The 22255-nt window shown below is 66.4% G+C and carries 20 protein-coding genes; 14 read left to right on the top strand and 6 right to left on the bottom strand.

The annotated features are described in order from the left end of the window. Positions 1-68: 68 nt before the first annotated feature. Positions 69-2912: an MMPL/RND family transporter gene (locus BTO20_RS24905; protein ID WP_087078722.1), complete on the bottom strand. Its 2844-nt coding sequence runs from the start codon at positions 2910-2912 to the stop codon at positions 69-71. Beyond that, positions 2909-3349 (bottom strand): MmpS family transport accessory protein, encoded by a 441-nt coding sequence (locus BTO20_RS24910; RefSeq protein WP_087082621.1) that lies wholly within the window; start codon positions 3347-3349, stop codon positions 2909-2911. Before BTO20_RS24910 ends, BTO20_RS24905 begins: the two co-directional genes overlap by 4 nt. Before the next feature lie 127 nt (positions 3350-3476). On the opposite strand from BTO20_RS24910, the gene BTO20_RS24915 reads away from it, so the two are divergent. After that, positions 3477-4043 (top strand): TetR/AcrR family transcriptional regulator, encoded by a 567-nt coding sequence (locus tag BTO20_RS24915; protein WP_087078723.1) that lies wholly within the window; start codon positions 3477-3479, stop codon positions 4041-4043. Here BTO20_RS24915 and BTO20_RS24920 read toward each other — a convergent pair. Further along, positions 4040-4378, bottom strand: a complete 339-nt coding sequence (locus BTO20_RS24920; RefSeq protein ID WP_087078724.1) for a hypothetical protein — start codon at positions 4376-4378, stop codon at positions 4040-4042. The genes BTO20_RS24915 and BTO20_RS24920 overlap by 4 nt on opposite strands. 23 nt (positions 4379-4401) lie before the next feature. Between BTO20_RS24920 and hisN the strand changes: the two genes are divergently transcribed. The 4 genes from hisN to BTO20_RS24940 all read left to right on the top strand — a co-directional run bounded on the left by hisN (position 4402) and on the right by BTO20_RS24940 (position 9014). Further along, the gene (hisN, locus tag BTO20_RS24925) at positions 4402-5184 is read left to right on the top strand and encodes a histidinol-phosphatase (RefSeq protein WP_087078725.1); all 783 of its coding nucleotides are present in this window, start codon (positions 4402-4404) and stop codon (positions 5182-5184) included. Positions 5185-5288: 104 nt separating this feature from the next. Beyond that, positions 5289-6686: an acyl-CoA dehydrogenase family protein gene (locus tag BTO20_RS24930; protein ID WP_198344054.1), complete on the top strand. Its 1398-nt coding sequence runs from the start codon at positions 5289-5291 to the stop codon at positions 6684-6686. Positions 6687-6712: 26 nt separating this feature from the next. Then, positions 6713-7933, top strand: a complete 1221-nt coding sequence (locus BTO20_RS24935; RefSeq protein ID WP_087078726.1) for an acyl-CoA dehydrogenase family protein — start codon at positions 6713-6715, stop codon at positions 7931-7933. Positions 7934-8015: 82 nt separating this feature from the next. Beyond that, positions 8016-9014: an oxidoreductase gene (locus tag BTO20_RS24940; RefSeq protein WP_087078727.1), complete on the top strand. Its 999-nt coding sequence runs from the start codon at positions 8016-8018 to the stop codon at positions 9012-9014. A 64-nt stretch (positions 9015-9078) separates the two neighbouring features. Here BTO20_RS24940 and BTO20_RS24945 read toward each other — a convergent pair whose 3' ends face one another. Continuing rightward, on the bottom strand, positions 9079-10056 hold the full coding sequence (locus tag BTO20_RS24945) for an esterase family protein (protein WP_087078728.1): 978 nt from the start codon (positions 10054-10056) through the stop codon (positions 9079-9081). A 438-nt stretch (positions 10057-10494) separates the two neighbouring features. Between BTO20_RS24945 and BTO20_RS24950 the strand changes: the two genes are divergently transcribed. After that, a complete protein-coding gene (locus tag BTO20_RS24950; RefSeq protein WP_087078729.1) occupies positions 10495-11661 on the top strand; it encodes an acyl-CoA dehydrogenase family protein in 1167 nt (388 codons plus the stop codon). Between the two features lie 4 nt (positions 11662-11665). Here BTO20_RS24950 and BTO20_RS24955 read toward each other — a convergent pair whose 3' ends face one another. Further along, the gene (locus tag BTO20_RS24955; protein ID WP_087082625.1) at positions 11666-13858 is read right to left on the bottom strand and encodes an MDR family MFS transporter; all 2193 of its coding nucleotides are present in this window, start codon (positions 13856-13858) and stop codon (positions 11666-11668) included. A gap of 14 nt (positions 13859-13872) precedes the next feature. Then, entirely contained in the window at positions 13873-14430 is a 558-nt protein-coding gene (locus BTO20_RS24960; RefSeq protein ID WP_087078730.1) for a type 1 glutamine amidotransferase domain-containing protein, read from the bottom strand. 243 nt (positions 14431-14673) lie between these two features. Here BTO20_RS24960 and BTO20_RS24965 point away from each other — a divergent pair, with 243 nt between their 5' ends. The 8 genes from BTO20_RS24965 to BTO20_RS39960 are packed head-to-tail and all read left to right on the top strand — an operon-like array spanning position 14674 to position 22250. Continuing rightward, positions 14674-15765: a homogentisate 1,2-dioxygenase gene (locus BTO20_RS24965; protein WP_087078731.1), complete on the top strand. Its 1092-nt coding sequence runs from the start codon at positions 14674-14676 to the stop codon at positions 15763-15765. Continuing rightward, entirely contained in the window at positions 15765-16955 is a 1191-nt protein-coding gene (locus BTO20_RS24970; protein WP_198344055.1) for an alpha/beta hydrolase family protein, read from the top strand. The genes BTO20_RS24965 and BTO20_RS24970 overlap by 1 nt, the downstream gene beginning before the upstream one ends. Continuing rightward, complete coding sequence (locus tag BTO20_RS24975) at positions 16952-18175, top strand: CaiB/BaiF CoA transferase family protein (RefSeq protein ID WP_087078733.1); 1224 nt, start codon at positions 16952-16954, stop codon at positions 18173-18175. Before BTO20_RS24970 ends, BTO20_RS24975 begins: the two co-directional genes overlap by 4 nt. Positions 18176-18177: 2 nt before the next feature. After that, positions 18178-19074 carry a hydroxymethylglutaryl-CoA lyase gene (locus BTO20_RS24980; RefSeq protein ID WP_198344562.1) on the top strand — a complete coding sequence of 299 codons (897 nt, stop codon included), beginning with the start codon at positions 18178-18180 and terminating at the stop codon, positions 19072-19074. 8 nt (positions 19075-19082) lie between these two features. Beyond that, positions 19083-19697: a TetR/AcrR family transcriptional regulator gene (locus BTO20_RS24985; RefSeq protein WP_087078735.1), complete on the top strand. Its 615-nt coding sequence runs from the start codon at positions 19083-19085 to the stop codon at positions 19695-19697. 20 nt (positions 19698-19717) lie between these two features. Beyond that, positions 19718-20956, top strand: a complete 1239-nt coding sequence (locus BTO20_RS24990; protein ID WP_087078736.1) for an acyl-CoA dehydrogenase family protein — start codon at positions 19718-19720, stop codon at positions 20954-20956. Beyond that, positions 20953-21909 (top strand): phosphotransferase family protein, encoded by a 957-nt coding sequence (locus tag BTO20_RS24995; RefSeq protein ID WP_198344056.1) that lies wholly within the window; start codon positions 20953-20955, stop codon positions 21907-21909. Before BTO20_RS24990 ends, BTO20_RS24995 begins: the two co-directional genes overlap by 4 nt. After that, positions 21906-22250, top strand: coding sequence for a DUF6285 domain-containing protein (locus BTO20_RS39960; protein ID WP_198344057.1), 345 nt, complete (start codon positions 21906-21908; stop codon positions 22248-22250). Before BTO20_RS24995 ends, BTO20_RS39960 begins: the two co-directional genes overlap by 4 nt. Positions 22251-22255: the final 5 nt, after the last annotated feature.

Genomic DNA, 22255 nt, shown 5'->3' on the forward strand with positions numbered 1-22255 from the left:
GGCCAGTTGTTGCACGATTTTTCGATCACCGCGTGCAACAACTGGCCATTCGTCAGGTGTGGGCGGCGTCAGGCCGGCTGATTCACCGATTCCGGCACGGCGACCACGCGCCGCGGCCTGCTGCGCACCTTCAACGGCCACCAGAACCAGCGCCCGAGGATGGCCGCGATGGACGGTGTCATCAAGGACCGCACCACGAGCGTGTCGAACAGCAGGCCGAGGCCGATGGTGGTGCCGCCCTGCCCGATCGCACGCAGGTCGGAGGTCACCATGGACGCCATCGTGACGGCGAAGACCAAGCCGGCCGCGGTCACGACGCCGCCGGTGGCGCCCATCGCCCGGATGATGCCGGTCTTGATGCCCGCGCCGATCTCCTCTTTGAACCGGGACACCACCAACAGGTTGTAGTCCGAACCGACCGCCAGCAGGATGATCACCGAGAAGGCCAGCGTCATCCAGTGCAGCTCTATCCCGAGCAGGCATTGCCACACCAGCACCGATAACCCGAATGATGCTGCCAGCGAGAGGATCACGGTCCCGACGATCACGAACGACGCGATGAGTGCCCGGGTGATGATCAGCATGACCATGAAGATCAGCGTGATCGCGCCCAACGCGGCGATCAGCAGATCCCATTTGGCGCCGATCTGAATGTCCTTGTAGGTGGCCGCAGTACCGCCGAGCCAGAACTTGGCATCGGCCAGCGGGGTGCCCTTGACGGCCTCCTTGGCCGCCTGCAGCTCGGCGTCGACGTGCGAAATGCCTTCCGGGGTGGCCGGATCGGTGTCGTGGGTGATGATGTACCGTGCCGACTTGCCGTCGGGCGAGATCAGCAGCCGCAGACCTCGCTGGAAGTCCGGGCTGTCGAACGCCTCGGGCGGAAGGTAGAAGTAATCGTCGCTCTTGGCCGAGTCGAACGCCTGACCCATCGCGCTGGCGGTGTCGGTCATCCGGTCGATCTGGGTGATCAGGCCGTTGAACGTGCTGTACATCGTCTTGAGGGTGCCCTGCATGTCCTTGGACACCGCGATCATCGGCGGCAGCTGATCGAGCAGTTGCGGCATGAGCGCATCCATGTCGTTCATATTGCGCAGCAGCTTGGTGAGGCTGTCGCTGAGCCGATCGACGCCGTCGAGCCCGTCGAACAGTGATCGCGTGGACCAACACATGGGGATGTCGAAGCAGTGCGGCTCCCAGTACAGGTAGTTGCGCAGCGGCCGGTAGAAATCGTCGAAATCGGCCATGTGGTCGCGCATCTCGTCGGTGACGGTCTTCATCTCCGTCGCCGTGCCCACCATTTCGTGGGTGGTGCCGGTCAGCTTGCGCATCAGGTCCAGCATCTTCTCCATCGAGCCGATCATGATGCCGAGCTGGTCACTCATCTGCTGCATGTCACCGACGCGGCCCTTGAGGAACTGCATGTTCTCGGTCATCGTCACCGACTGCAGGCTGACCTGAAAAGGTATGGAGCTGTGGGCAATCGGGTCGCCCAGCGGTCGGGTGATGTTCTGCACGCGGGCGATGCCGGGCACCCGGAAGATGTTCTTGGCGATCTTGTCCAGCACGATCATGTTCGATGCCGTACGCAGATCCTGGCCGGCCTCCACCAGCAGCATGTCGGGGTTCATCCGGGCGGCGCTGAAATGCCGTTCCGCAGCGGCGTATCCGACGTTGGACGGCAGCGATTGCGGAATGTAGTGCCGATCGTTATAGCTGGTCCGATAGCCCGGAAGGGCGAGCAGTCCGACCAGGGCGACGGAGATGGCCGCCGCCAGGATCGGCACGGGCCAGCGCACCACCGCGGTGCCGACGCGCCGCCAGCCGCGGGTCTTGATCGCCCGCTTGGCGTCGAATGCGCCGAACCGGCTGCCGACGGTGAGCACCGCTGGCGCCAGTGTCAGCGAAGCCACCACGACGATGGACAAGCCGATGGCGCTCGGGATGCCCATGGAGCTGAAGTAGTTCAGGCGGGTGAAATGCAGACACAGCATGGCGCCGGCCACGGTGAGCCCGGAGCCCAGGATGACGTGCCCGACACCGTGAAATGCGGTGTAATAAGCGTCTTCTCGGTCCTCCCCGGCCTGACGGGCCTCCTGGTAGCGGCCGACCAGGAAGATGACGTAGTCGGTGCCCGCAGCGATCGCCAGTGAGGTGAGCAGGCTCGTCGAGAAGGTTGACAACCCGAGCAGGTGCTGATTGCCGATCACCGCGACCACGCCCCGGGCCGAATTCATCTCGATGAGCACGACGAACAACGCCAGCACCGTGGTGACGATGGAGCGGTAGACGAGCAGCAGCATCACGGTGATGACGATCAGGGTGATCACGGTGATCTTGACCATCGACTTGTCGCCGGCCTCGGTCATGTCGGTGGTCAGCGGCGCCTGACCCGTCACATACGCGTGCACCCCTGCGGGCGGGTGCGATCGGTCCACGATCTCGCGAATGGCTTCGACCGATTCCAGACCAAGGGTTTCTCCCTGGTTGCCCGCAAGGTTGACCTGTACGTAGGCCGCCTTGCCGTCGGAGCTCTGCGAACCGGCGGCGGTGATCAGGTCGCCCCAGTAGTTCTGCACGTGCTGAACGTGTTTGGTGTCGGCTTCGAGTTCCTTGACCAGGCCGTCGTAGTAACGGTGCGCCTCGTCGCCGAGTGTCTCGTCACCCTCCAGCACGATCATCGCGATGCTGTCGGAGTCGAACTCCTGGAACTGCGCGCCCATGCGGTTCATCGCAATCATCGCAGGCGCGTCCTTGGGCGACAGCGACACCGAGTTCTCTTTGCCGACCTGTTCCAGTTGTGGCGCAGTGGCGTTGGTGACCACGGTGATCGCCAGCCAGATCAGGATGATCGGGATGGACAGCACCCGGATCGTCCTGGCGATTCTGGGCCGGCTCGCGTGTGCGCCGGTCATGCGGCTTTCACCAGGCAGAAGGCCTGCGCGTCGTGGCTGGTGGACGACTGATCCTCGCGCACTTCACCATTGACGGTGATCCGGCACCTGATCATATTGCTGTCGCCTTGCGCGACGAGGTTGGCGAACATCGACGGCAGAGTCGTGGTGACCTGGACCGACCAGGGCAGCGACGTGAAGTCGGCACGGTGCGGCTGGGCGTTCTCGTCGAGATAGCTGATGCTGCCGACGGTCGACTCGGGCCCGAATACCTCGTAGAGAACCCGTTTTGGGTTGAACGGCACGATCTTGTCGACTCCCCCGCCGCCGGCACCTGCCGACTGCTGCGAGCCGAAGATGCCGTGCATGCGATACATGGCAAATCCGCTGACCGCGAGCACCGCCACCAAAATCAGTGGTATCCAGCCCCGTCGCAGGGCACCAAGGAAACCGAGCATCGCCACCCACCTTCCCGACCAATGGAGGGTGCATCCCGTGAGTAGGTCCTCCAAAACCTTGAGAGAACTTACTAGTTCATTAATGGAACGTCAACGCTCCACTTTGGGGCGGAGTTACGATGGCACGATGGGCGCCGTCACAGAGCAGCTGTCTGGTTCGCAGGTCCGGACCCGTAACGCAATCCTCGCCGCGACCGCCTCGGTGATCGCTCGCAACCGCGCCGCCACCTTGCCCGACATCGCCCAGGCCGCAGGCGTCGGCCGCACCACGGTGCACCGCTACTTCCCGGATCGGGAATGCCTGATGACCCGGACCAGGGCCGACTCGATCCGCATGCTCGACAAGGCGATTCGCGAGGCCGCCACCGACCAGGGCCCCGCACGCGACGCCATGCGCAGGGCCATCGCGGCGATGGCCTCGGCCGGTGACCGCATCCTGTTCCTGTTCGACGACCCCGCCGTGATGCGCGACGTTCCCCCAGCCGAACAGCCCAACGAAGACCTGGTCCTGGATCTCATCCGGCGAGGACAGGAGGAAGGCGTGTTCACCTCCGACCTCAGCGTCGAGTGGATCGAGCACACGCTGTTCGCCTTGGTGCACTGGGCGTGCCGCGACGCCAATGCGGGCACACTGCCCCGTCACGCCGTGGTGCCGACCATCATCCGGACCTTCGAAGGCGGGTGCGGAACCTAAACCGGTGGCACCTCGGAGGATGGCGGAGCGAACCCCCACTTGTCCGGGTTCCTCGGTGAATACACCACGGGAATCAGCTGACCCATGGTCGGCCAGGCGGACACGTCGACCGCCATGCGCTGATACACCACGTGCTCGTTGACCGTCGGCCCGTTGATGACCCCGGTGATCGTGACGAACTGCTCCCCCTCGGCGTCCGGACGCGGACTGACGCCCGTGACCAGCAGCGTCCCGGACACGGCATCGGGCCCCATCCCGCGACGTCGCATGATCCGCGGCGCCAGCAGCAACACCAGCACGCCCACGAGCAACAGGAGTATCCCGAATTCCCACACAAGGCCATGGTAGGACTGCTGCCATGAGCACCCCCGCAGATGACTTGACCCTGGCACTCGCATTGGCCGATCAGGCCGACGCCCTGACCATGGCCCGCTTCGGCGCCCTGGACCTGCGCGTCGAAACCAAACCCGACCTGACCCCCGTCACCGACGCCGACCGCGGCGCCGAGGAGTCACTGCGCGCGACGCTGGCCGAAGCACGACCGGATGATTCCGTGTTCGGTGAAGAGTTCGGTGGCACAACCACTTTGACCGGGCGGCAGTGGGTTCTGGACCCGATCGACGGCACCAAGAACTTCGTCCGCGGGGTGCCGGTGTGGTGCACACTGATCGCCCTCCTGGAGGACGGCGCGCCCACCGTCGGCGTTGTCAGCGCACCGGCCTTGGCGCGCCGCTGGTGGGCGGGTGCGGGCCAGGGCGCGTTCGGTTCGTTCGCCGGGCAGACCCGCAAGCTGGCCGTCTCCGGCATCAGTGACCTGGCCTCGGCAAGCCTGTCGTATTCCGACCTGACCACCGGCTGGGAGGACCGCCGCGACCGCTTTGTCGACCTGACTGACGCAGTGTGGCGGGTGCGCGCCTACGGCGACTTCTGGTCGTACTGCATGGTCGCCGAGGGCGCCGTCGACATCGCTTGCGAGCCCGAGGTGAAGCTGTGGGACATCGCACCGCTCGACATCCTCATCCGCGAAGCCGGAGGGGTGTTCACCAGCATCGATGGCGCCGACGGACCGCACGGCGGCAGCGCGCTGGCGACCAATGGACAGCTGCACGGGGAGGTGCTCAAGCGGCTGTCGGCAAGCTGAACCAAGCCGCGTGACGGGTGTGAAGTTGGTTACAACGGCGGCGTACCTTACTCCGGAGTAAGATACGGTCATGGCGTCGCCACTCCCAACTAGAGGCAGCTGACATGACCAACACCCTGCCGTCCAAGAACGGCTCTGCACCCCGTCCCCAGCGGTCCGCCCGGCCGAGCGCCGTGGGCCTGCACAAGCACAAGCGGACAGCGACCGACATCGGGTTGGCGTTGATCACCCCGATCGTCGGCCAGGAGTTCCTGGATCGCTACGGATTGCGCGATCCGCTCAATCGCGGCCTGAAATACGGTGTGAAGCAAGTATTTTCCACCGCGGGCGCGGCCACCCGGCAGTTCAAGCGGGTCCAGGGCGTGGGTAAGGCCCCCACCAGGCTCAAGCCGAGCGGGGCCGACTACTTCGACCTGACGCCCGACGACGACCAGAAGATGATCGTCGAGACCGTCAACGAGTTCGCCGAAGAGATCCTGCGGCCCGCGGCCCACGACGCCGACGAAGCCGCCACCTATCCGGCCGACCTGATCGCCAGGGCAGCTGAGCTGGGCATCACCGCCGTCAACGTTCCCGAGGACTTCGACGGCATCGCCGAGCACCGCAGCACCGTCACCAATGCGCTGGTCGCCGAGGCACTGGCCTACGGCGACATGGGCCTGGCCCTGCCGATCCTGGCGCCCGGCGGCGTCGCGGCCGCACTGACCCATTGGGGCAGCGCGGACCAGCAGGCCACCTACCTCAAGGAATTCGCGAGCGAGAATGTGCCGCAAGGGTGTGTGGCGATCGCCGAACCGCATGCGCTGTTCGACCCCACCGCGCTCAAGACCACCGCGGTCCGCACTCCCAGCGGCTACCGCCTGTCCGGAGTGAAATCTCTGGTGCCGGCGGCCGCCGACGCCGAATTGTTCATCGTCGCAGCACAACTGGGCGGCAAGCCGGCGCTCTTCATCGTCGAGGCGGCATCGGCAGGGCTGACCGTCAAGGCCGATCCCAGCATGGGCATCCGCGCGGCCGCGCTCGGTCAGGTCGAACTCGACAATGTGACGGTGCCGCTGAGCGCCCGACTCGGCGAGGACGACGCCACCGACGAGGATTACTCGGAGGCGATCGCACTGTCGCGGCTCGGCTGGGCCGCACTCGCGGTCGGCACGTCGCACGCCGTGCTGGATTACGTGATCCCCTACATCAAGGAACGCCACGCCTTCGGCGAGCCCATCGCCCACCGCCAGTCGGTGGCGTTCATGACCGCCAACATCGCGATCGAACTCGACGGTCTGCGGCTGATCACCTGGCGCGGTGCGGCTCGTGCCGAACAGGGCCTGCCGTTTGCCCGCGAGGCCGCACTGGCCAAGAAGCTGGGCACCGACAAGGGCATGCAGATCGGTCTGGACGGCGTCCAGCTGCTCGGCGGCCACGGCTACACCAAGGAACACCCGGTCGAGCGCTGGTACCGCGATCTGCGGGCCATCGGCGTCGCCGAGGGTGTCGTAGTCCTCTAAGCGGTCCTTCAAGCGAAAGACACATCATGGCAATCAATTTGGAAATGCCCCGCAAGCTGCAGGCGGTCATCGAGAAGGGCCATCAAGGCGCCGCGGAGATGCTCCGCCCCATCTCGCGCAAGTACGACCTGGCCGAGCACGCCTATCCCGTCGAGCTCGACACCCTGGCCAACCTGTTCGAGGGGATCTCGAGCGCCAAGACCATCTCGTTCGCGGGTGCCGAGGCGTTCCGCGACGACGCCAACGGCGACGGCCAGAAGACCACGGTCAACGGTGCCAACATGTCGGCTCTGCTCAATGCCCTCGAAATCAGCTGGGGCGACGTGGCATTGCTGTTGTCGGTGCCGCGCCAGGGCCTGGGCAACGCCGCCATCTCGTCGGTCGCCACCCCTGAGCAGTTGGAGCGGCTGGGCAAGGACGTGTGGGCCGCGATGGCGATCACCGAACCGGGCTTCGGTTCCGACTCGGCCGCGGTGACCACCACGGCCGTGCTCGACGGCGACGAGTACGTCATCAACGGCGAGAAGATCTTCGTCACCGCGGGTTCCCGCGCCACCCACATCGTGGTGTGGGCGACGCTGGACAAGTCCCTGGGCCGGGCGGCCATCAAGTCGTTCATCGTGCCGCGCGAACACCCCGGAGTCACCGTGGAGCGCCTCGAGCACAAGCTCGGCATCAAGGCCTCCGACACCGCGGTGATCCGCTTCGAGAACGCCCGCATCCCCAAGGACAACCTGCTGGGCAATCCGGAGATCCACGTGGAGAAGGGTTTTGCGGGGGTCATGGAGACCTTCGACAACACCCGGCCCATCGTGGCGGCCATGGCCGTGGGTATCGCCCGCGCCGCCCTGGAGGACCTGCGGGCCATCCTCACCGATGCCGGCGTGGAGATCTCCTACGACAAGCCCGCACACGCGCAAAGCGCCCCCGCGGCGGAGTTCCTCCGGATGGAGGCCGACTGGGAGGCCGGCTATCTGTTGACCGTGCGCTCCGCGTGGCAGGCCGACAACAGCATCCCGAATTCCAAAGAGGCCTCGATGGGTAAGGCCAAGGCGGCGCGGGTGGCCAGCGACATCACCCTCAAGGCCGTCGAAATGGCCGGAACCGTAGGCTATTCCGAGCAGACCCTGCTGGAGAAGTGGGCCCGCGATTCCAAGATCCTCGACATCTTCGAGGGCACGCAGCAGATTCAGCAGCTCGTGGTCGCTCGCCGGTTGCTGGGCCTGTCCTCGGCCGAGTTGAAGTAGGTCCTCGCGAGCAGACGCAGAATCGCACTTCGCGCAGCCGAATCGTGCGATTCTGCGTCTGCTCGGCCAATAGGGTGAGGCCATGGCATCGTTTCAGGCACTCATCGCACGACAGGACGGCGACCGCATCGAGGCGGCAGTCGAGACTCTCGATGAGTCCGCGCTTCCGCCGGGCGAGGTCACCATCCGGGTGCACTACTCCAGCGTCAACTTCAAGGACGCCCTCGCGTTGACACCCAAAGGTGGTGTGGTGCGCGAGTATCCAATCGTCCCCGGTATCGATTTGACCGGTGAGGTGGTCGCGTCGCAGTCACCGGAGTTCGCGGTCGGCGACCTCGTGCTGGCGCACGGCTACCAGATCGGCACCGGCCACCATGGCGGATACGCCGAATATGCGCGGCTGCCCGCCGATCAGGTCGTCGCACTCGGCTCCCTGACCCCGCGCGAGGGTGCGGCCATCGGTACCGCAGGGTTCACCGCCGCGATGAGCGTGCAGGCCCTGTCCGATCGCGGTATCACCCCGGATGCCGGACCGATCGTGGTGACCGGCGCGACCGGAGGCGTCGGCTCCGTGAGCGTCGACCTGCTCGCCGCCGCCGGATTCGAGGTGATCGCCTCGACCGGCAAGGCCGATCAGGCCGAGCGGCTGCGCGAACTGGGCGCCGCCGAGGTGATCGGGCGGCTGCCCGCCGATCCCGACGCCAAGCCGCGCGCGCTCGGCAAGACCCGCTGGGCCGGCGCGGTCGATTGCGTCGGCGGTGCGACGCTGGCCGACGTGCTCAGCACCCTGCAGTACGGCGGGGCGGTGGCGGCCAGCGGGCTCACCGGCGGGGCCGCTCTGAACACCACCGTGATGCCGTTCATCCTGCGCGGTGTGGCCCTGATCGGCATCGATTCGGTGCAACTGCCCATCGCCGCCCGCCGAGCGCTGTGGGAGAAACTCGGCGGCCCGCTCAAGCCGCGCCACCTCGACGACATCAGCCGCGACGTCGACGTCAGGGACGTCCTCGGCGTGATCGACGACGTGCGCGCCGGGCGCTTCAGCGGACGGGCGGTGGTCCGGGTCGCCGGCGGCTTCTGACCGCGAAACACGAAATCGCCCAGAACACCGAAGTGTTCTGGGCGATTTTCGTTATCGCTTGGGCTTAGCCCAGGACCCGCTGCAGGTCCGGGACCATGGCCTGCAGCTCACGGGCCCAGTAAGCCCAGTTGTGCGTGCCGTTGTCCGGGAAGTTGAACACCGCGTTGTTACCGCCGGCCGCGAGGTAGTTGTCGCGGAAGGTCTGGTTGGTGCGGATGGTCAGGCCCTCCAGGAAGGTCGCGGGCAGGTCGCCGCCACCGAGCTCGTTGGGCTGGCCGTTGCCGCAGTACACCCACAGCCGGGTGTTGTTGGCGACGAGCCTGGGGATCTGCACCATCGGGTCGTTGCGCTTCCAGGCGCTGTTCGGGTCTTCCGTCGGACCCCACATGTCGTTGGCTTTGTAGCCACCGGCATCACCCATGGAGATGTTGATCAGGAACGGCCACATGCCCTCGGAGGGGTTCAGGAAGCCGGACAGCGAAGCCGCGTAGATGAACTGCTCCGGGTGGTAGGCAGCGAGGATCATCGAGGCCGAGCCGGCCATCGACAAACCGACCGCGGCGTTGCCGGTTGCGGCGACGTCACGATTGGCCGCCAGCCACTGGGGCAGCTCGCTGGTCAGGAAGGTCTCCCACTTGTAGGTGACGCAACCCGACTTGCCGCATGCCGGCGAGTACCAGTCGCTGTAGAAGCTGGACTGACCGCCGACGGGCATGACCACCGACAGGCCGGTGTTGAGGAACATCTCGAACGCGTTGGTGTTGATGTCCCAGCCGTTGTAGTCGTCCTGGGCCCGTAGGCCGTCGAGCAGGTAGACCGCGTGCGAGCCCGGTCCGCCGCTCTGGAACTGAATCTTGATGTCGCGGCCCATCGACGGCGACGGGACCATCAGGTATTCCACCGGCAGGCCAGGCCGGGAGAACGCTCCCGCGGTCGCCGATCCGCCGGCCACGCCGATCAAGCCAGGCAGCAGCAGTGCTGCCATGGCCGCCACCGTAAATCGGCGCGCCCAATGGCCACGAATCTTGTCAATGAAGGTCATACTGCGAATCCGTCCATCTTCCGGTCAACTACGCCTGTACTGCGCGATCAAGGATCACCCAGCGACATGCAACGAAGGATCGCTGCATTGTCGCGCCCGCTCGGCTGAGCCCGGTGCCTCAGGGGAGCGGACCGAGAAAATTCAGTTGTTGCGCCTTGAGTAAATCATGAGGCCGCGATGAGAGAAAACCGACGGCCCGTTACGGCGCGGCACAACTCGAAGCAGCAAAAAATGACGCGACCTTTGTCTTCACGGTCTCTTGGGGCGTGCTACCAGCCGAAATAGCGGCTGGCCTCCTTCTGCGCAGACCACCCGCGGTGGCCGTCGACGCCAATCTGTGCACAACCGGTGTCCGGAGGGTTATCCGATCGTCGCCGAGCAGATTCCTACGGCGTCATTCAAAATGACCATACTAAAAAGTATGGTAACTTTTCGGCCATGCCGACACTGCCGAGAGTGGAATCCGTCATCGCCGACGAATTCGTCGCGCGATTGGCTGAGCGCGTCGCCGAGGCAGAGCAGTTGCGGCGGCTGCCGGATGCCACGGTGGCCGAGCTGACCGAGACGGGTTTCACCGAACTACTGGTGCCGGCCTGCTACGGCGGTCGGGAGGCCGACTTCGCGGCGATCCTGGACCCGGTCCGCCGGATGGCCCACGGCTGCACGTCGAGCGCGTGGACCATCGGCTTCTACACGCTGCACAACTGGATGCTGGCCCTGTTCGGCGAGCAGGCCCAGGACGAGGCCTACGCAACCCGACCGTTCCTGGCTCCGGCTCCGTTGGCACCCACGGGCCGCGGACTGCCCACGCCGGGTGGCGTGCGGCTGTCGGGTCGGTGGTCGTGGGCGACCGGCGTGATGCACGGCAACTGGATCATCGTGGCAGCGCTGTGCGGACCGGACGACGGCCTCTACCCCGCCCTGGCTCTGCTGCCGATCGGCGACGTCGCCGTCGAGGACGTCTGGCACACCGACGGCATGCGGGCCACCGGATCCAACGATGTGGTGGTCACCGACGCGTTCGTGCCCGAGCACCGGCTGGTCAAGGTGACCGACATCTATGCCGGCACTGCGCCGGGCGCAGGGCTGCACGGCAGTCCGACCTACCGCTGGCCGATGGTGCCTGCACTGGCACTGCTGGCGGCGATGCCCGCGCTCGGCAGCGCCGAACGTGTCACCGAGATGTACGCGCAACGGCTCGCCGAGCGGGTGCTGCCATATGAGGGCGTCGTGCAGAAGGACAAGCCGATCGCCCAGACCCATCTGTCCGGCGCGCAGGTCCGGTTACGCGCCTTGCGCGGGCTGCTCGCAGACACCGTCGGCCAGATCGAGGCCATCGTGGCCACGGGAGACCCGGTCGACAAGCCCGTGCGGGCCCAGGCTCGGTTGGCCGCGGCGCACATCGTCGCCGAGTCGCGCGCGGTCATCGCCGAGCTGCTCGGCGCCGGTGGCGCCAGCATCCACTTCCTGTCCAGCCCCATGCAACGGTTCAAGCGTGACGTCGACGTGCTGGCCGGGCACGTGGTGTTCGACTACGACACCAGCCGAGAACTGGCCGGCGCGCTCGCACTGGGTATGAAGGTCCCTCGCACGGCGATGATCTGATCGCTCAGCGCCGCGGCGACCGTGGGCCCGGCCGCGACGGCGGCGCCGCCCGCGGCCGGAAGGGACGGGTCGGCGGTTCCGCCCGTGGCTCGGCCGACGGGGTTCGCAGGCGTGTCGTGGGTGGTACTGCCACCGGCCGGTGAGACGGGCCCAGTTTCATCGGCCTGGTCTCGTCGTGTGCGTGGTCGCGATCCATCAGTACACCTCGGGCTACGCGGTCGAGCGCGCCTTGCACCTGCAAGCGATCCGGCCGGCCGTGGAAGTCCGGGGATTGCGCGAGGCTCTCGGTGAGCCAGCTGGAGATGACGTTGCGCGCCGAGCTGATCTCTGCGGCTCCGGCCGGTGTCAGCGAGAATTCGTGTCCCTCGCGCGTCGCGAAGCCGGTGGCAACCAGCCGGTCGAACGCCGGCTCCAGAATCTGCCGCGGCACCCGTCGTTCGTCGGCGATGTCGAGCAGGTTCGCGGCCCCGGTGGCTGCGGCGTATCGGTAGATCTGCATCAGGGCCCACAGCTGCGCGGTGTCCAGGCGGCTGCGCGGCGAATGCGCCAGCGCTTCGAGGTCCACGCCGTGACTGCGTTGCAGCAGCCGCCCGATGGCGACTTCGAGGACCTTCTCCGGCGGCTCGGTGGTCGGCATGGCGAAGCCCTCCCCCATGTCGGTACTGCCAGTGGCTGCGGTGTCGCGGAGCGGAACCTGCTTGAGGAACAGCGCCAGCACGAAACCGACCACGGCGAACGGCGCCGCGAACAGGAAGACCCGAGTCAGCGAATCGGCGTAGGCGTTGATGATCGGTGCCGCGATGTCGTGCGGCAGGCGGTGCAGCACCTGGGGCGCGGTCGCAGCGTCGGGCGGCGCGTGACTGGTGGCCATCGCCGACGGCAGCCGGTCGTCCAAGAAGTTCGCGAACAGAGATCCGAAAATGGCGGCCCCGAACGAGCTGCCGATGGTGCGGAAGAACGTCACGCCGGAGGTGGCGACGCCGAGGTCGCTGAAATCGACGGTGTTCTGCACCACCAGGATGAGCACCTGCATGCTCAGACCTATCCCCGTGCCGAGGACGAGTAGGTCCAGGGACTGGATCAGCGTCGAGGTGTCGGCGTCCATCCGCGACAGCAGCACGAATCCGAGCGCCATGATCGCCGTGCCGACGATGGGAAAGATCTTGTACTTGCCGGTGCGGCCGACGAGCACGCCGCTGCCCAACGAGGTCACCAGCAGTCCGGCAACCATGGGCAATGTGCGCAGCCCCGAGGCGGTGGCCGAGACCCCGTCGACGAACTGCATGTAGGTCGGCAGGAACGTCAGCGCACCGAGCATCGCGAACCCGACGACGAAGGACAGCACGCAACAGACCGTGAAGACCGGGTTGGAGAACAACCGGATCGGCAGCACCGGCTCGGTGGCACGGCGCTCGACCATGACGAAGGCCACGAGTGCCACGACGGATCCGATGAACAGCCCGACGATCATCGGCGAACCCCACCCGTAGGTGGTGCCGCCCCAACTGGTGGCCAGGGTCAGGCCCGCGGCGCCGAGACCGACCAGGACGATGCCCGCGTAATCGAGGACGGGTCTGGCGGTGCGTTCGAGCGCGGGTATCGCCACCGCCGCGATGGCGATGACGACGATCGCCACCGGAACGTTGATCCAGAATGCCCACCGCCAGCTCAGGTGGTCGGTGAACAGGCCTCCGAGCAACGGGCCGACCACGGTGGTGACACCGAACACCGCGCCCAGCGCGCCTTGGTACCGGCCACGCTCACGAAGGGGGATCACTTCACCGATGACCGCGACGGCCGTCACGGTGATGGCTCCGCCGCCGAGTCCCTGCAGCGCCCGGGAGGCGACGAGCATCCCCATCGACTGCGCCGCGCCGCACAGCACCGATCCGGCGAGGAACAGCAGGATGGCGACCTGGAACACCTTCTTGCGGCCGAAGATGTCGCCCAGCTTGCCGACCACTGCCGTGACGATCGTCGAGGCGAGCAGATAGCTGGTGACCACCCAGGCCTGGTGTCCGGCTCCGCCGAGATCGGCGACGACGGTGGGCAACGCGGTCGCCACGATCGTCTGGTCGAGGGCCGCCAAGAGCATGCCCAGTACGACAGCCAGGAAGACGAAGTTGCGTTGCCGAAGGCTCGACGACGCGGCGGCGGAAGCCGGATCTGCCGCGTCGGTCGAGGCACGACCTGTCATGACTCGACCCGTGTTCACGTCTGTGCGGGAGTACTCGCCAACTCGTCGGTGATCGCCTCACAGAACGCAGGCAGATCCTTCGGGGACCGGCTGGTGATGATGTTGCCGTCGACGCAGACCTGCTTGTCGACGACCGTGGCGCCGGCGTTGCGGAGATCGGTGCGGATGCTCGGATAGCTGGTCAGGGTGCGGTTCCGGACGACGTCGGCTTCCACGAGGGTCCACGGTCCGTGGCAGATCGCCGCAACGGGCTTGCCCGAGCGGACGAAGTCGCGGACGAACGCGACAGCGGACTCGTCGAGCCTCAGCTTGTCCGGGTTGACGGTGCCGCCGGGCAGGATCAGTGCGTCGTAGTCATCGACCTTCGCGTCGGCGACTTCGCGGTCCACCGGAAAGCTGCCTGCCGGTTCGAGATCGTGGTCACGGGCCTGAATTTCGCCCGATTTGAGTGAGAGCAGATCGACCCGGGCGCCGGCGTTCTCGACCGCGGTGCGGGGCTGCTCGAGTTCGATGCGCTCCACGCCGTCGGCGGCCAGAATGCCGATCCTGCGGCCCTGCAATTCCTTGGGCATGCGAGTCCTTTCGTCCTGCACGGCGTCAAGTAACGAGATCGCCTGTGCGCCGCGCTGATACGGGTTACAGCGTGAAGGAAGTCGCGGGATCAACTTCGGCGAAAGGCGTCCGCGACTTCCTCCGTGGGAGCTGGCTACCCCGCGACGGGGACGCTGAAACGCCGCTCCGTGAACCCTTGCGAACCCCTGAAACAAAAAGTAAAGTCACTTTTAGTTTTCGTCGTACCTCCCCAGGAGCCCGGTATGGAATCGTTCGTCCACCTGCGCAAAGGCAAAACCCCCAAGCGCGTACACGCCGACCTCGACGGCCTCAAGGACGACGAACTGGGGCGCGGTGGATTCGTCGGGCGCACCGCGAACATGTACCGGCGCAACGACCCCACGGCCTACCGCACCGTGGGTCCGCTGCGCCCCACCGACGTGCTGTCCTCGGAGCTCAAGCCCGCCGATGCCGGCGATGCCCAGGGCGGTCCGCTGCTGATGTTCTCCAACGCCGACTGTCAGGTGTTGTTGAGTCGGCGCGGCGAGGCGATGCCCTTCTTCGTCCGTTACGTCGACGGCGACCTGCTGCTGTTCGTCCACAACGGATCCGGGCTGTTGCAGACGGAGTTCGGCCCGCTGCGCTACCGCGAGGGCGACTGGGTGTACATCCCGAAAGCGTGCACGTTCCGTCAGGTGCCGGACACCGAAACCACGTGGCTGATGATCCAGGCGACCGACGACTTCCGGGTGCCGCCGGCCGGCACACTGGGCCGGCACTTCCCGTTCGACCCGGCGCAGGTGACGATCCCGGAACCGGCCCCCATCGACGACGACGGTAGAGATGAATACGAGGTACGTCTCTACCACGAAGGCGGCCCGACTTCGCTGTTCTACCACCATAATCCCATCGACGTGGAGGGCTGGCGCGGCGACAACTTCCCGTTCACCTTCAACATCGAGGACTACACCGTCATCACGTCCGAGAGCGTGCACCTGCCGCCGACGGTGCACCTGTTCATGCAGGCCACCGGCGTATACGTGATGAACTTCCTGCCCAAACCCGCCGAGAGCGTGCCGGGCACCGAGCGCACGCCCTGGTATCACCGCAATGTGGACTACGACGAGATCGCGTTCTTCCACGCCGGCTCGCTCTACGGCATTCCGATGCCACCCGGCCTGATTTCCCATGCGCCGCAAGGAGTTCACCACGGCGCACCGGAGAAGGCGCGGGAGCGGGCCCGGCGCAAGTTCGACGAATATGACCGGGTGGACTGGTCGGTGATCGCCATCGACACCCGACGCAGGCTCACACCGTCGGCCGAGATCCTCGCCAACGACCTGGGGCAGCACTGATGAGCACGGTTGAAGCACCCGTGAAGCACGAATACCAGCGCATCCCGTATCTGGTTGCCTACCAGAACAACTCGGCCGTACGTGATGTGTACGGCGGGGTGGCCGAGCTGGTGGTGTTGGAGAGTTATCTGCTCAAGCCCACGAACAAGCCGTCAGACACCGCACTGGTGTTCATGCACCCGATCGGCGGCGGCGCCTATCTGCCGATGATCAACGCGCTGGCACGCGCCGGACATCACGTCATCTACTGCAACAGCCGCTTCCGGGGCACCGACTCCGCACTGCTCATGGAGAAGGTCGTCGAAGACCTCGGCGAATGCATCAAGGACGCCAAGAACCGGCTGGAGTACTCGAAAGTGGTCCTCGCCGGCTGGAGCGGCGGCGGGTCACTGTCGGTGTTCTACCAGCAGCAGGCCCAGCACCCGACGGTGACGGCCAGCCCGTCGGGGGACGGCCCCGACCTGACCACGCTCGGCCTGATCCCCGCCGACGGCATCATGCTGCTGGCCGCGCACATCAGCAGGCACGGGACCATGACCGAGTGGATGGATGCCTCCATCCTCGACGAGAACGACCCGTCGAAGCGGGACCCCGAGTTGGATCTGTACAACCCGGACAACCCGAACCAGCCGCCGTACACCGCCGAGTTCCTCGAGCGCTATCACCAGGCACAGATCGACCGGAATCGACGAATCACCAGGTGGGTCAAAGAAAAGCTGGCCGAGCTCAAGGCGGCGGGCCGCCCGGATGACGAATTCGCTTTCGTCGTGCACGGCACCATGGCCGATCCGCGCTGGCTCGACCCGACGGTCGATCCCAACGAACGCACCCCGGGACAGTGCTATCTGGGCGATCCTCAGGTGGTGAACATGAGCCCGGTCGGCCTCGCCCGATTCTGCACGCTGCGCAGCTGGCTGTCGCAATGGAGCTATGACGATGCCAACGGTGACGCCGTCAAGGCGGGCCCGGACATCGCCGTGCCTACGCTGGTGATCGGCAACCTCGCCGATGACGCCTGCACGCCCAGCCACACCCGTCGCCTGTACGAGGCGATCGGGCATCCGGACAAGGAGATGCACGAGATTCCCGGCGCCAACCACTACTACTCGGGGCCCGATCAGCGCAACAAGCTGCGCCACGCCGTCGGCGTGTGCACCGACTGGCTGCACCGGCACGGGTTCTCGCTATGAACGCACTTCAGCGAGCAGCCGCGACGGGGGCGCTGGACGGTATCAGGGTGCTCGAACTCGGGACCTTGATCTCAGGGCCGTTCGCCGGCCGGCTGCTGGGTGACATGGGCGCCGAGGTCGTCAAGGTCGAGCTGCCCGGCAGCCCGGATCCGCTGCGCACCTGGGGCCAGGCCGAACTCGACGGGCACCACTTCTTCTGGACGGTGCACGCACGTAACAAGAAGGCCGTCACCCTGGACCTGCGCACCGACCGTGGCCGGGAGCTGTTCCTCGATCTGGTCGACCACTCCGACATCATCGTGGAGAATTTCCGGCCCGGCACGCTGGAGAAGTGGAACCTGGGCTACGACGTTCTGCGCGAACGCAACAAGGGCATCATCCTGGTGCGGGTGTCCGGGTACGGGCAGACCGGGCCGGACGCCGGTAAGGCCGGCTACGCCTCGGTCGCCGAGGCGGCCAGCGGACTGCGGCACATGAACGGTTTTCCCGGCGGTCCTCCCCCGCGCCTGGCGCTGTCGCTGGGCGACAGCCTCGCCGGGATGTTCGCAGCCCAGGGGGCGCTGGCGGCGCTCTACCGCCGCAGTGTCACCGGCGAAGGTCAGGTGGTGGACACCGCGCTGACCGAATCATGTTTGGCCATCCAAGAATCCACCATCCCGGACTACGACACCGGCGGTGTGGTGCGCGGGCCGTCGGGTACGCGGCTCGAAGGCATCGCGCCGTCGAACATCTATCAGAGCGCCAACGGCAGCTGGGTGGTGATCGCGGCCAACCAGGACACCGTGTTCCGGAGACTGTGCACAGCGATCGGCCGTCCGGAACTCGCCACCGACGACCGGTTCGTCGATCACCTTGCGCGCGGGCGCAATCAAGATGAACTGGACAAGATCATCGCAGAATGGGCAGCCCGGCGTCACCCATCGGAAATCATCGCGACCCTGTCGCAAGCCGGCGTGATCTCCGGCCCCATCAACACCGTCGCCGAGGTGGTCGAGGACCCGCAGCTGCAGGCCCGCGGCATGATCGCCGATCACTGGGACGAGCGGATCGGCCGCAACGTCAAAGGCCCCGGCATCGTGCCGGTGCTGTCCGAATCGCCTGGCCGCATCCGCAACGCCGGGCCGGCGCAGCCGGGTCAGCACAATGACGAGGTGTACCGCGGCCTGCTGGGCCTCGGCGCCGACGACTTGGAGAAACTGCGCACCGAGGGGGTGCTGTGACCATGCCCACCCATGTCGATATCCGCGAAGTCTGTCTGCGCGACGGTTTGCAGCTCGAGGATCCGATTCCGTTGTCGGCCAAGGTCGCACTGCTGGAAGCCATCGTCGCCACCGGTGTCAGGGAGATCGAGGCGACGGCGTTCGTGTCGCCGTCCAAGGTGCCGGCCCTGGCCGACGCCCCCGAGTTCGCCGAAGCGTTGGCGGCGTTTCCGGACGTGGAGTTCTCCGCTCTGGTCGCCAGCCCCAACGGTGCCAAACGCGCCATCGCATCCGGGTTGCGTTCCATCGAGTACGTGGTGTCGGCCTCCGATGCCCACAGCCAGGCCAACGTCGGCCGCAGCACCGCAGAGGCCACCGCAGCCATCGCCGACGTCACCCGGGTCGCGCACGACAGCGACGCCGCGGTCGAGGTCATCATCGCCACGGCGTGGGACTGCCCGTTCGACGGGCCGACCGCACCGCAGCGGGTGCTCGACATCGTCACTGCAGCAATCGAACTCGGCGTCGATCGGATCGCTGTCGCCGACACCATCGGGACCACCACCCCGCGCCGGGTCACCTCGCTCATCGAGCAGCTCCGCCCGATCGTCGGTGCCCTGCCGCTGGGGGCGCACTTCCACAACACCCGCGGGGCCGGGCTGGCCAGCGCCTACGCCGCGGTGCAGGCCGGCGTGACCCGCCTCGACGCGTCGGTCGGTGGCCTCGGCGGCTGCCCGTTCGCTCCCGGCGCCACCGGCAACATCGCCACCGAAGACCTGGTGTATCTGTTGCGGGACAGCGATATCGACGTCGACGTCGACCTGACCGCCGCGATCGAGGCCGCCAAGGTGGCCCAGCAGCTGGTCGGGCACGACCTCCCCAGTGCGCTGTTGCGCGCGGGTGACCGGATCCTGAACTGACAGCACACATGACGCCGGCCGAATCTCTCACCGCCAAGGGCCGCCAGACTCGGGGAGCCATCGAGCTGGCCGCCCGGAAATTGTTCGCCGAGCGCGGTTTTCACGGCACCACGCTGGCCGACATCACCTCGGCGGCGGGCAAATCCTCGGCGGTGTTCTACCGGTACTTCGACGACAAGGAAGACCTGCTGGCGTCGCTGGCCGAATCGTTCCTGCGCGACATCGTCACCCCGTCGGGCATGAGTGTGCCGTTGCCGGACTCGCCTCAGGACACCGACTACTTCACCACCGTGGTCACCGGGTATTGGAATCTGTTCAAGCAGAACATCGGCATCATGATCGCGATCGCGCAACTCGCCGCCACGCAGCCAAGATTCGCCGAGGTACAGCATCAGTTCCGGCGTTTCGGCATGGACATGGTCGCCGAATCGGTGCGGCACGCCGCCTCGCAAGGCCACGCGCAGGGCCTCAATCCCGAGCACATTGCCGCCGCGATAATCCTGCTGTTCGAGAACTTCACCGCCGTGGTCGTCGGTAACCCGGGATCCGAACTGCAGATCAGCGACGAGGACGCCATCACGACGTTGTCGACGATCTGGAAGAAAACCCTGTACGGCTTCTGAGAGCAGAAAGAAGGACCAGAGTGGATTTCGCTCTACCAGAACACCTTCCAGGACTGCTGGCCGAGATGGACGCCTTCATCGAGGCCGAGATCAAACCGCTCGAACAGCAGCACATGCAGTACTTCGACCGGCGCCGCGAATTCGCCCGCACCGATCTGGAGAACGGCGGGGTGCCCGCCCGCGAGTGGGAGGACCTGCTTGACGAGATGCGCCGCCGCGCGGATGCGGCCGGCTGGCTGCGCTACGGCTTGCCCGGCGAGTTCGGTGGCCGCGACGGCACCAACCTGGACATGGCCGTCATCCGGGAACACCTGGCGCACAAGGGACTCGGCCTGCACAATGATCTGCAGGACGAGTCGTCGATCGTCGGCAATTTTCCGCAGGTCATCATGATGAGCCGGTTCGGCACCGAAACCCAGAAGAAAGAATGGGTCGAGGCGATGATCACCGGCAAGCGGTCGATGGCCTTCGGGCTCACCGAACCCGATCACGGCAGTGACGCCACCTGGCTGGAGACCACTGCGGTCAAAGACGGTGACGGCTGGGTGATCAACGGCGCCAAACGCTGGAACACCGGGGTGCACCGCGCCACCCACGACCTGATCTTCGCCAGGACGTCGGGCGAACCCGGTCAAGCGGTCGGTATCACCGCGTTTCTGGTGCCCACCGACACACCGGGTTTCACCGTGCCGTACTACTGGTGGACCTTCAACATGCCCAGCGATCACGGCGAGGTGGTGCTCAAAGACGTCCGGGTGCCCGACGACGCGGTCCTCGGCGAGGTCGACCACGGCCTCGAAGTCGGCCAGACCTTCTTGCACGAGAACAGGATTCGCCAGGCAGCCAGCAGCCTCGGCGCCGCCCAGTACTGCATCGACCGCGCCGCGGCCTACGCCGGCGAGCGCATCGTCTTCGGCAAACCCCTGGCGGTGAACCAGGCCGTGCAGTGGCCGCTGGCCGAACTGCAGACCGAGGCGCAGATGGTGCGACTGCTGGTCTACTACGCCGCCTGGCATCTGGACCGGGATCACCACATGGAGGTGTCCGACAAAGTGTCGATGGCCAATTACCGTGCGAACCGGCTGGTGTGCGACGCGGCCGACCGGGCCATGCAGATCCACGGCGGGCTCGGCTACAGCCGACACGAACCGTTCGAACACATCTACCGGCATCACCGCCGCTATCGGATCACCGAGGGAGCCGAGGAGATCCAGATCCGCCGCGTCGCGCAGCGCATGCTGAAGTTCGGACGAAAGTGATCGACACCGCGGCCCTTGCCGCAGTGTTGGCACCCGAACTGGGCGCCGTGACCATCGACGGCCTGCGAGAGCTGACGGGCGGCGCCAGTCGGAGCACCTGGGCGTTCGCCGCAGACAGCCGGCCGCTGATCCTGCGCATCGGACCGCCCGACGACGTGCATGCCGGTATGGAGTTGGAGGCCGCCGCGCTGCGTCGGGCGGCCGCGGCAGGCGCTCCCGTCCCACATGTCCTGACGGCTTCCAATTCCGTTGAGCCGCTCGGAAATCCGTACCTCATCTGCGATTTCATCGACGGCGAGACCATCGCCCGCAAAATCGCCCGCGCTCTGGACGACACGTCCCGCCCGGCACTGCTGGGCCAGTGCGCACACGCGCTCGCACAGATCCACCGCGCCGACGCGCATGGGATCGGCTTGGTGGAATCCGACCCGCTCACCGACTGGCGCCGCGAACTCGACCAAATGGGCGACACGACAGCCACATTCGAATGGGCGTTCCGTTGGCTGGAGCGCAATCGGCCGGCGCGGACACGTCCTGTCCTGGTGCACGGAGATTTCCGCATGGGCAACCTGATCGTGGACTTCAGCTCCGAAACGGCCAGGCTGGCTGCGGTATTGGACTGGGAGCTCACCCATGTCGGGGAGGCCGCCGACGACTTGGCCTGGTTCTGCATTCGGGCCTGGCGGTTCGGCGCACCGAAGGAACTCGCCGCGGGTGGGCTGGGCAGCATCGACGACTTCGTGTCGGCCTATCAGGCCGGCGGCGGTGTCCCCGTCGACCGGGACACCCTGCACTGGTGGCTGGTGCTGGCAACCCTGCGTTGGGGCGTCATCTGCCGCTACCAGTACGAGCGGCACCGGTGCGGCCAGACGCGGTCGGTGGAGTTGGCGGCGATCGGGCGCCGCGTCTGTGAAACCGAGTACGACCTGCTGACCCTGTTGGAGCGGACATGACCGGCCTGCACTACAAACCGACCGCGGCCGAACTGGTGGCTGCCGTCGCGGAGTTCCTGGAGACCGAGGTGCGCGACGGCACCGGCCCTGATGATCGGGCGGCAGCTCTGCGGTTCCACGCCCGCGTCGCCGCCAACGTCCTGCGCACGGTGGAACGGGAATTGCTCGACGACACCGCCGATGAGCCATTGCGGGTCATGCGGACGCTGGGCTACGACGACGAAGCGGAGCTGGCTGCCGCGATCCGCGCAGGCGACTGTGGCGACGAGGTCGTGCCCGCCCTGCATGCTCTGGTCCGGCACCGGCTACGCGTAGCGCACCCGGGATACGAACAGCAGTGAGGCGT

Source organism: Mycobacterium dioxanotrophicus (assembly GCF_002157835.1).
Taxonomy (GTDB): Bacteria; Actinomycetota; Actinomycetes; order Mycobacteriales; family Mycobacteriaceae; genus Mycobacterium; species Mycobacterium dioxanotrophicus.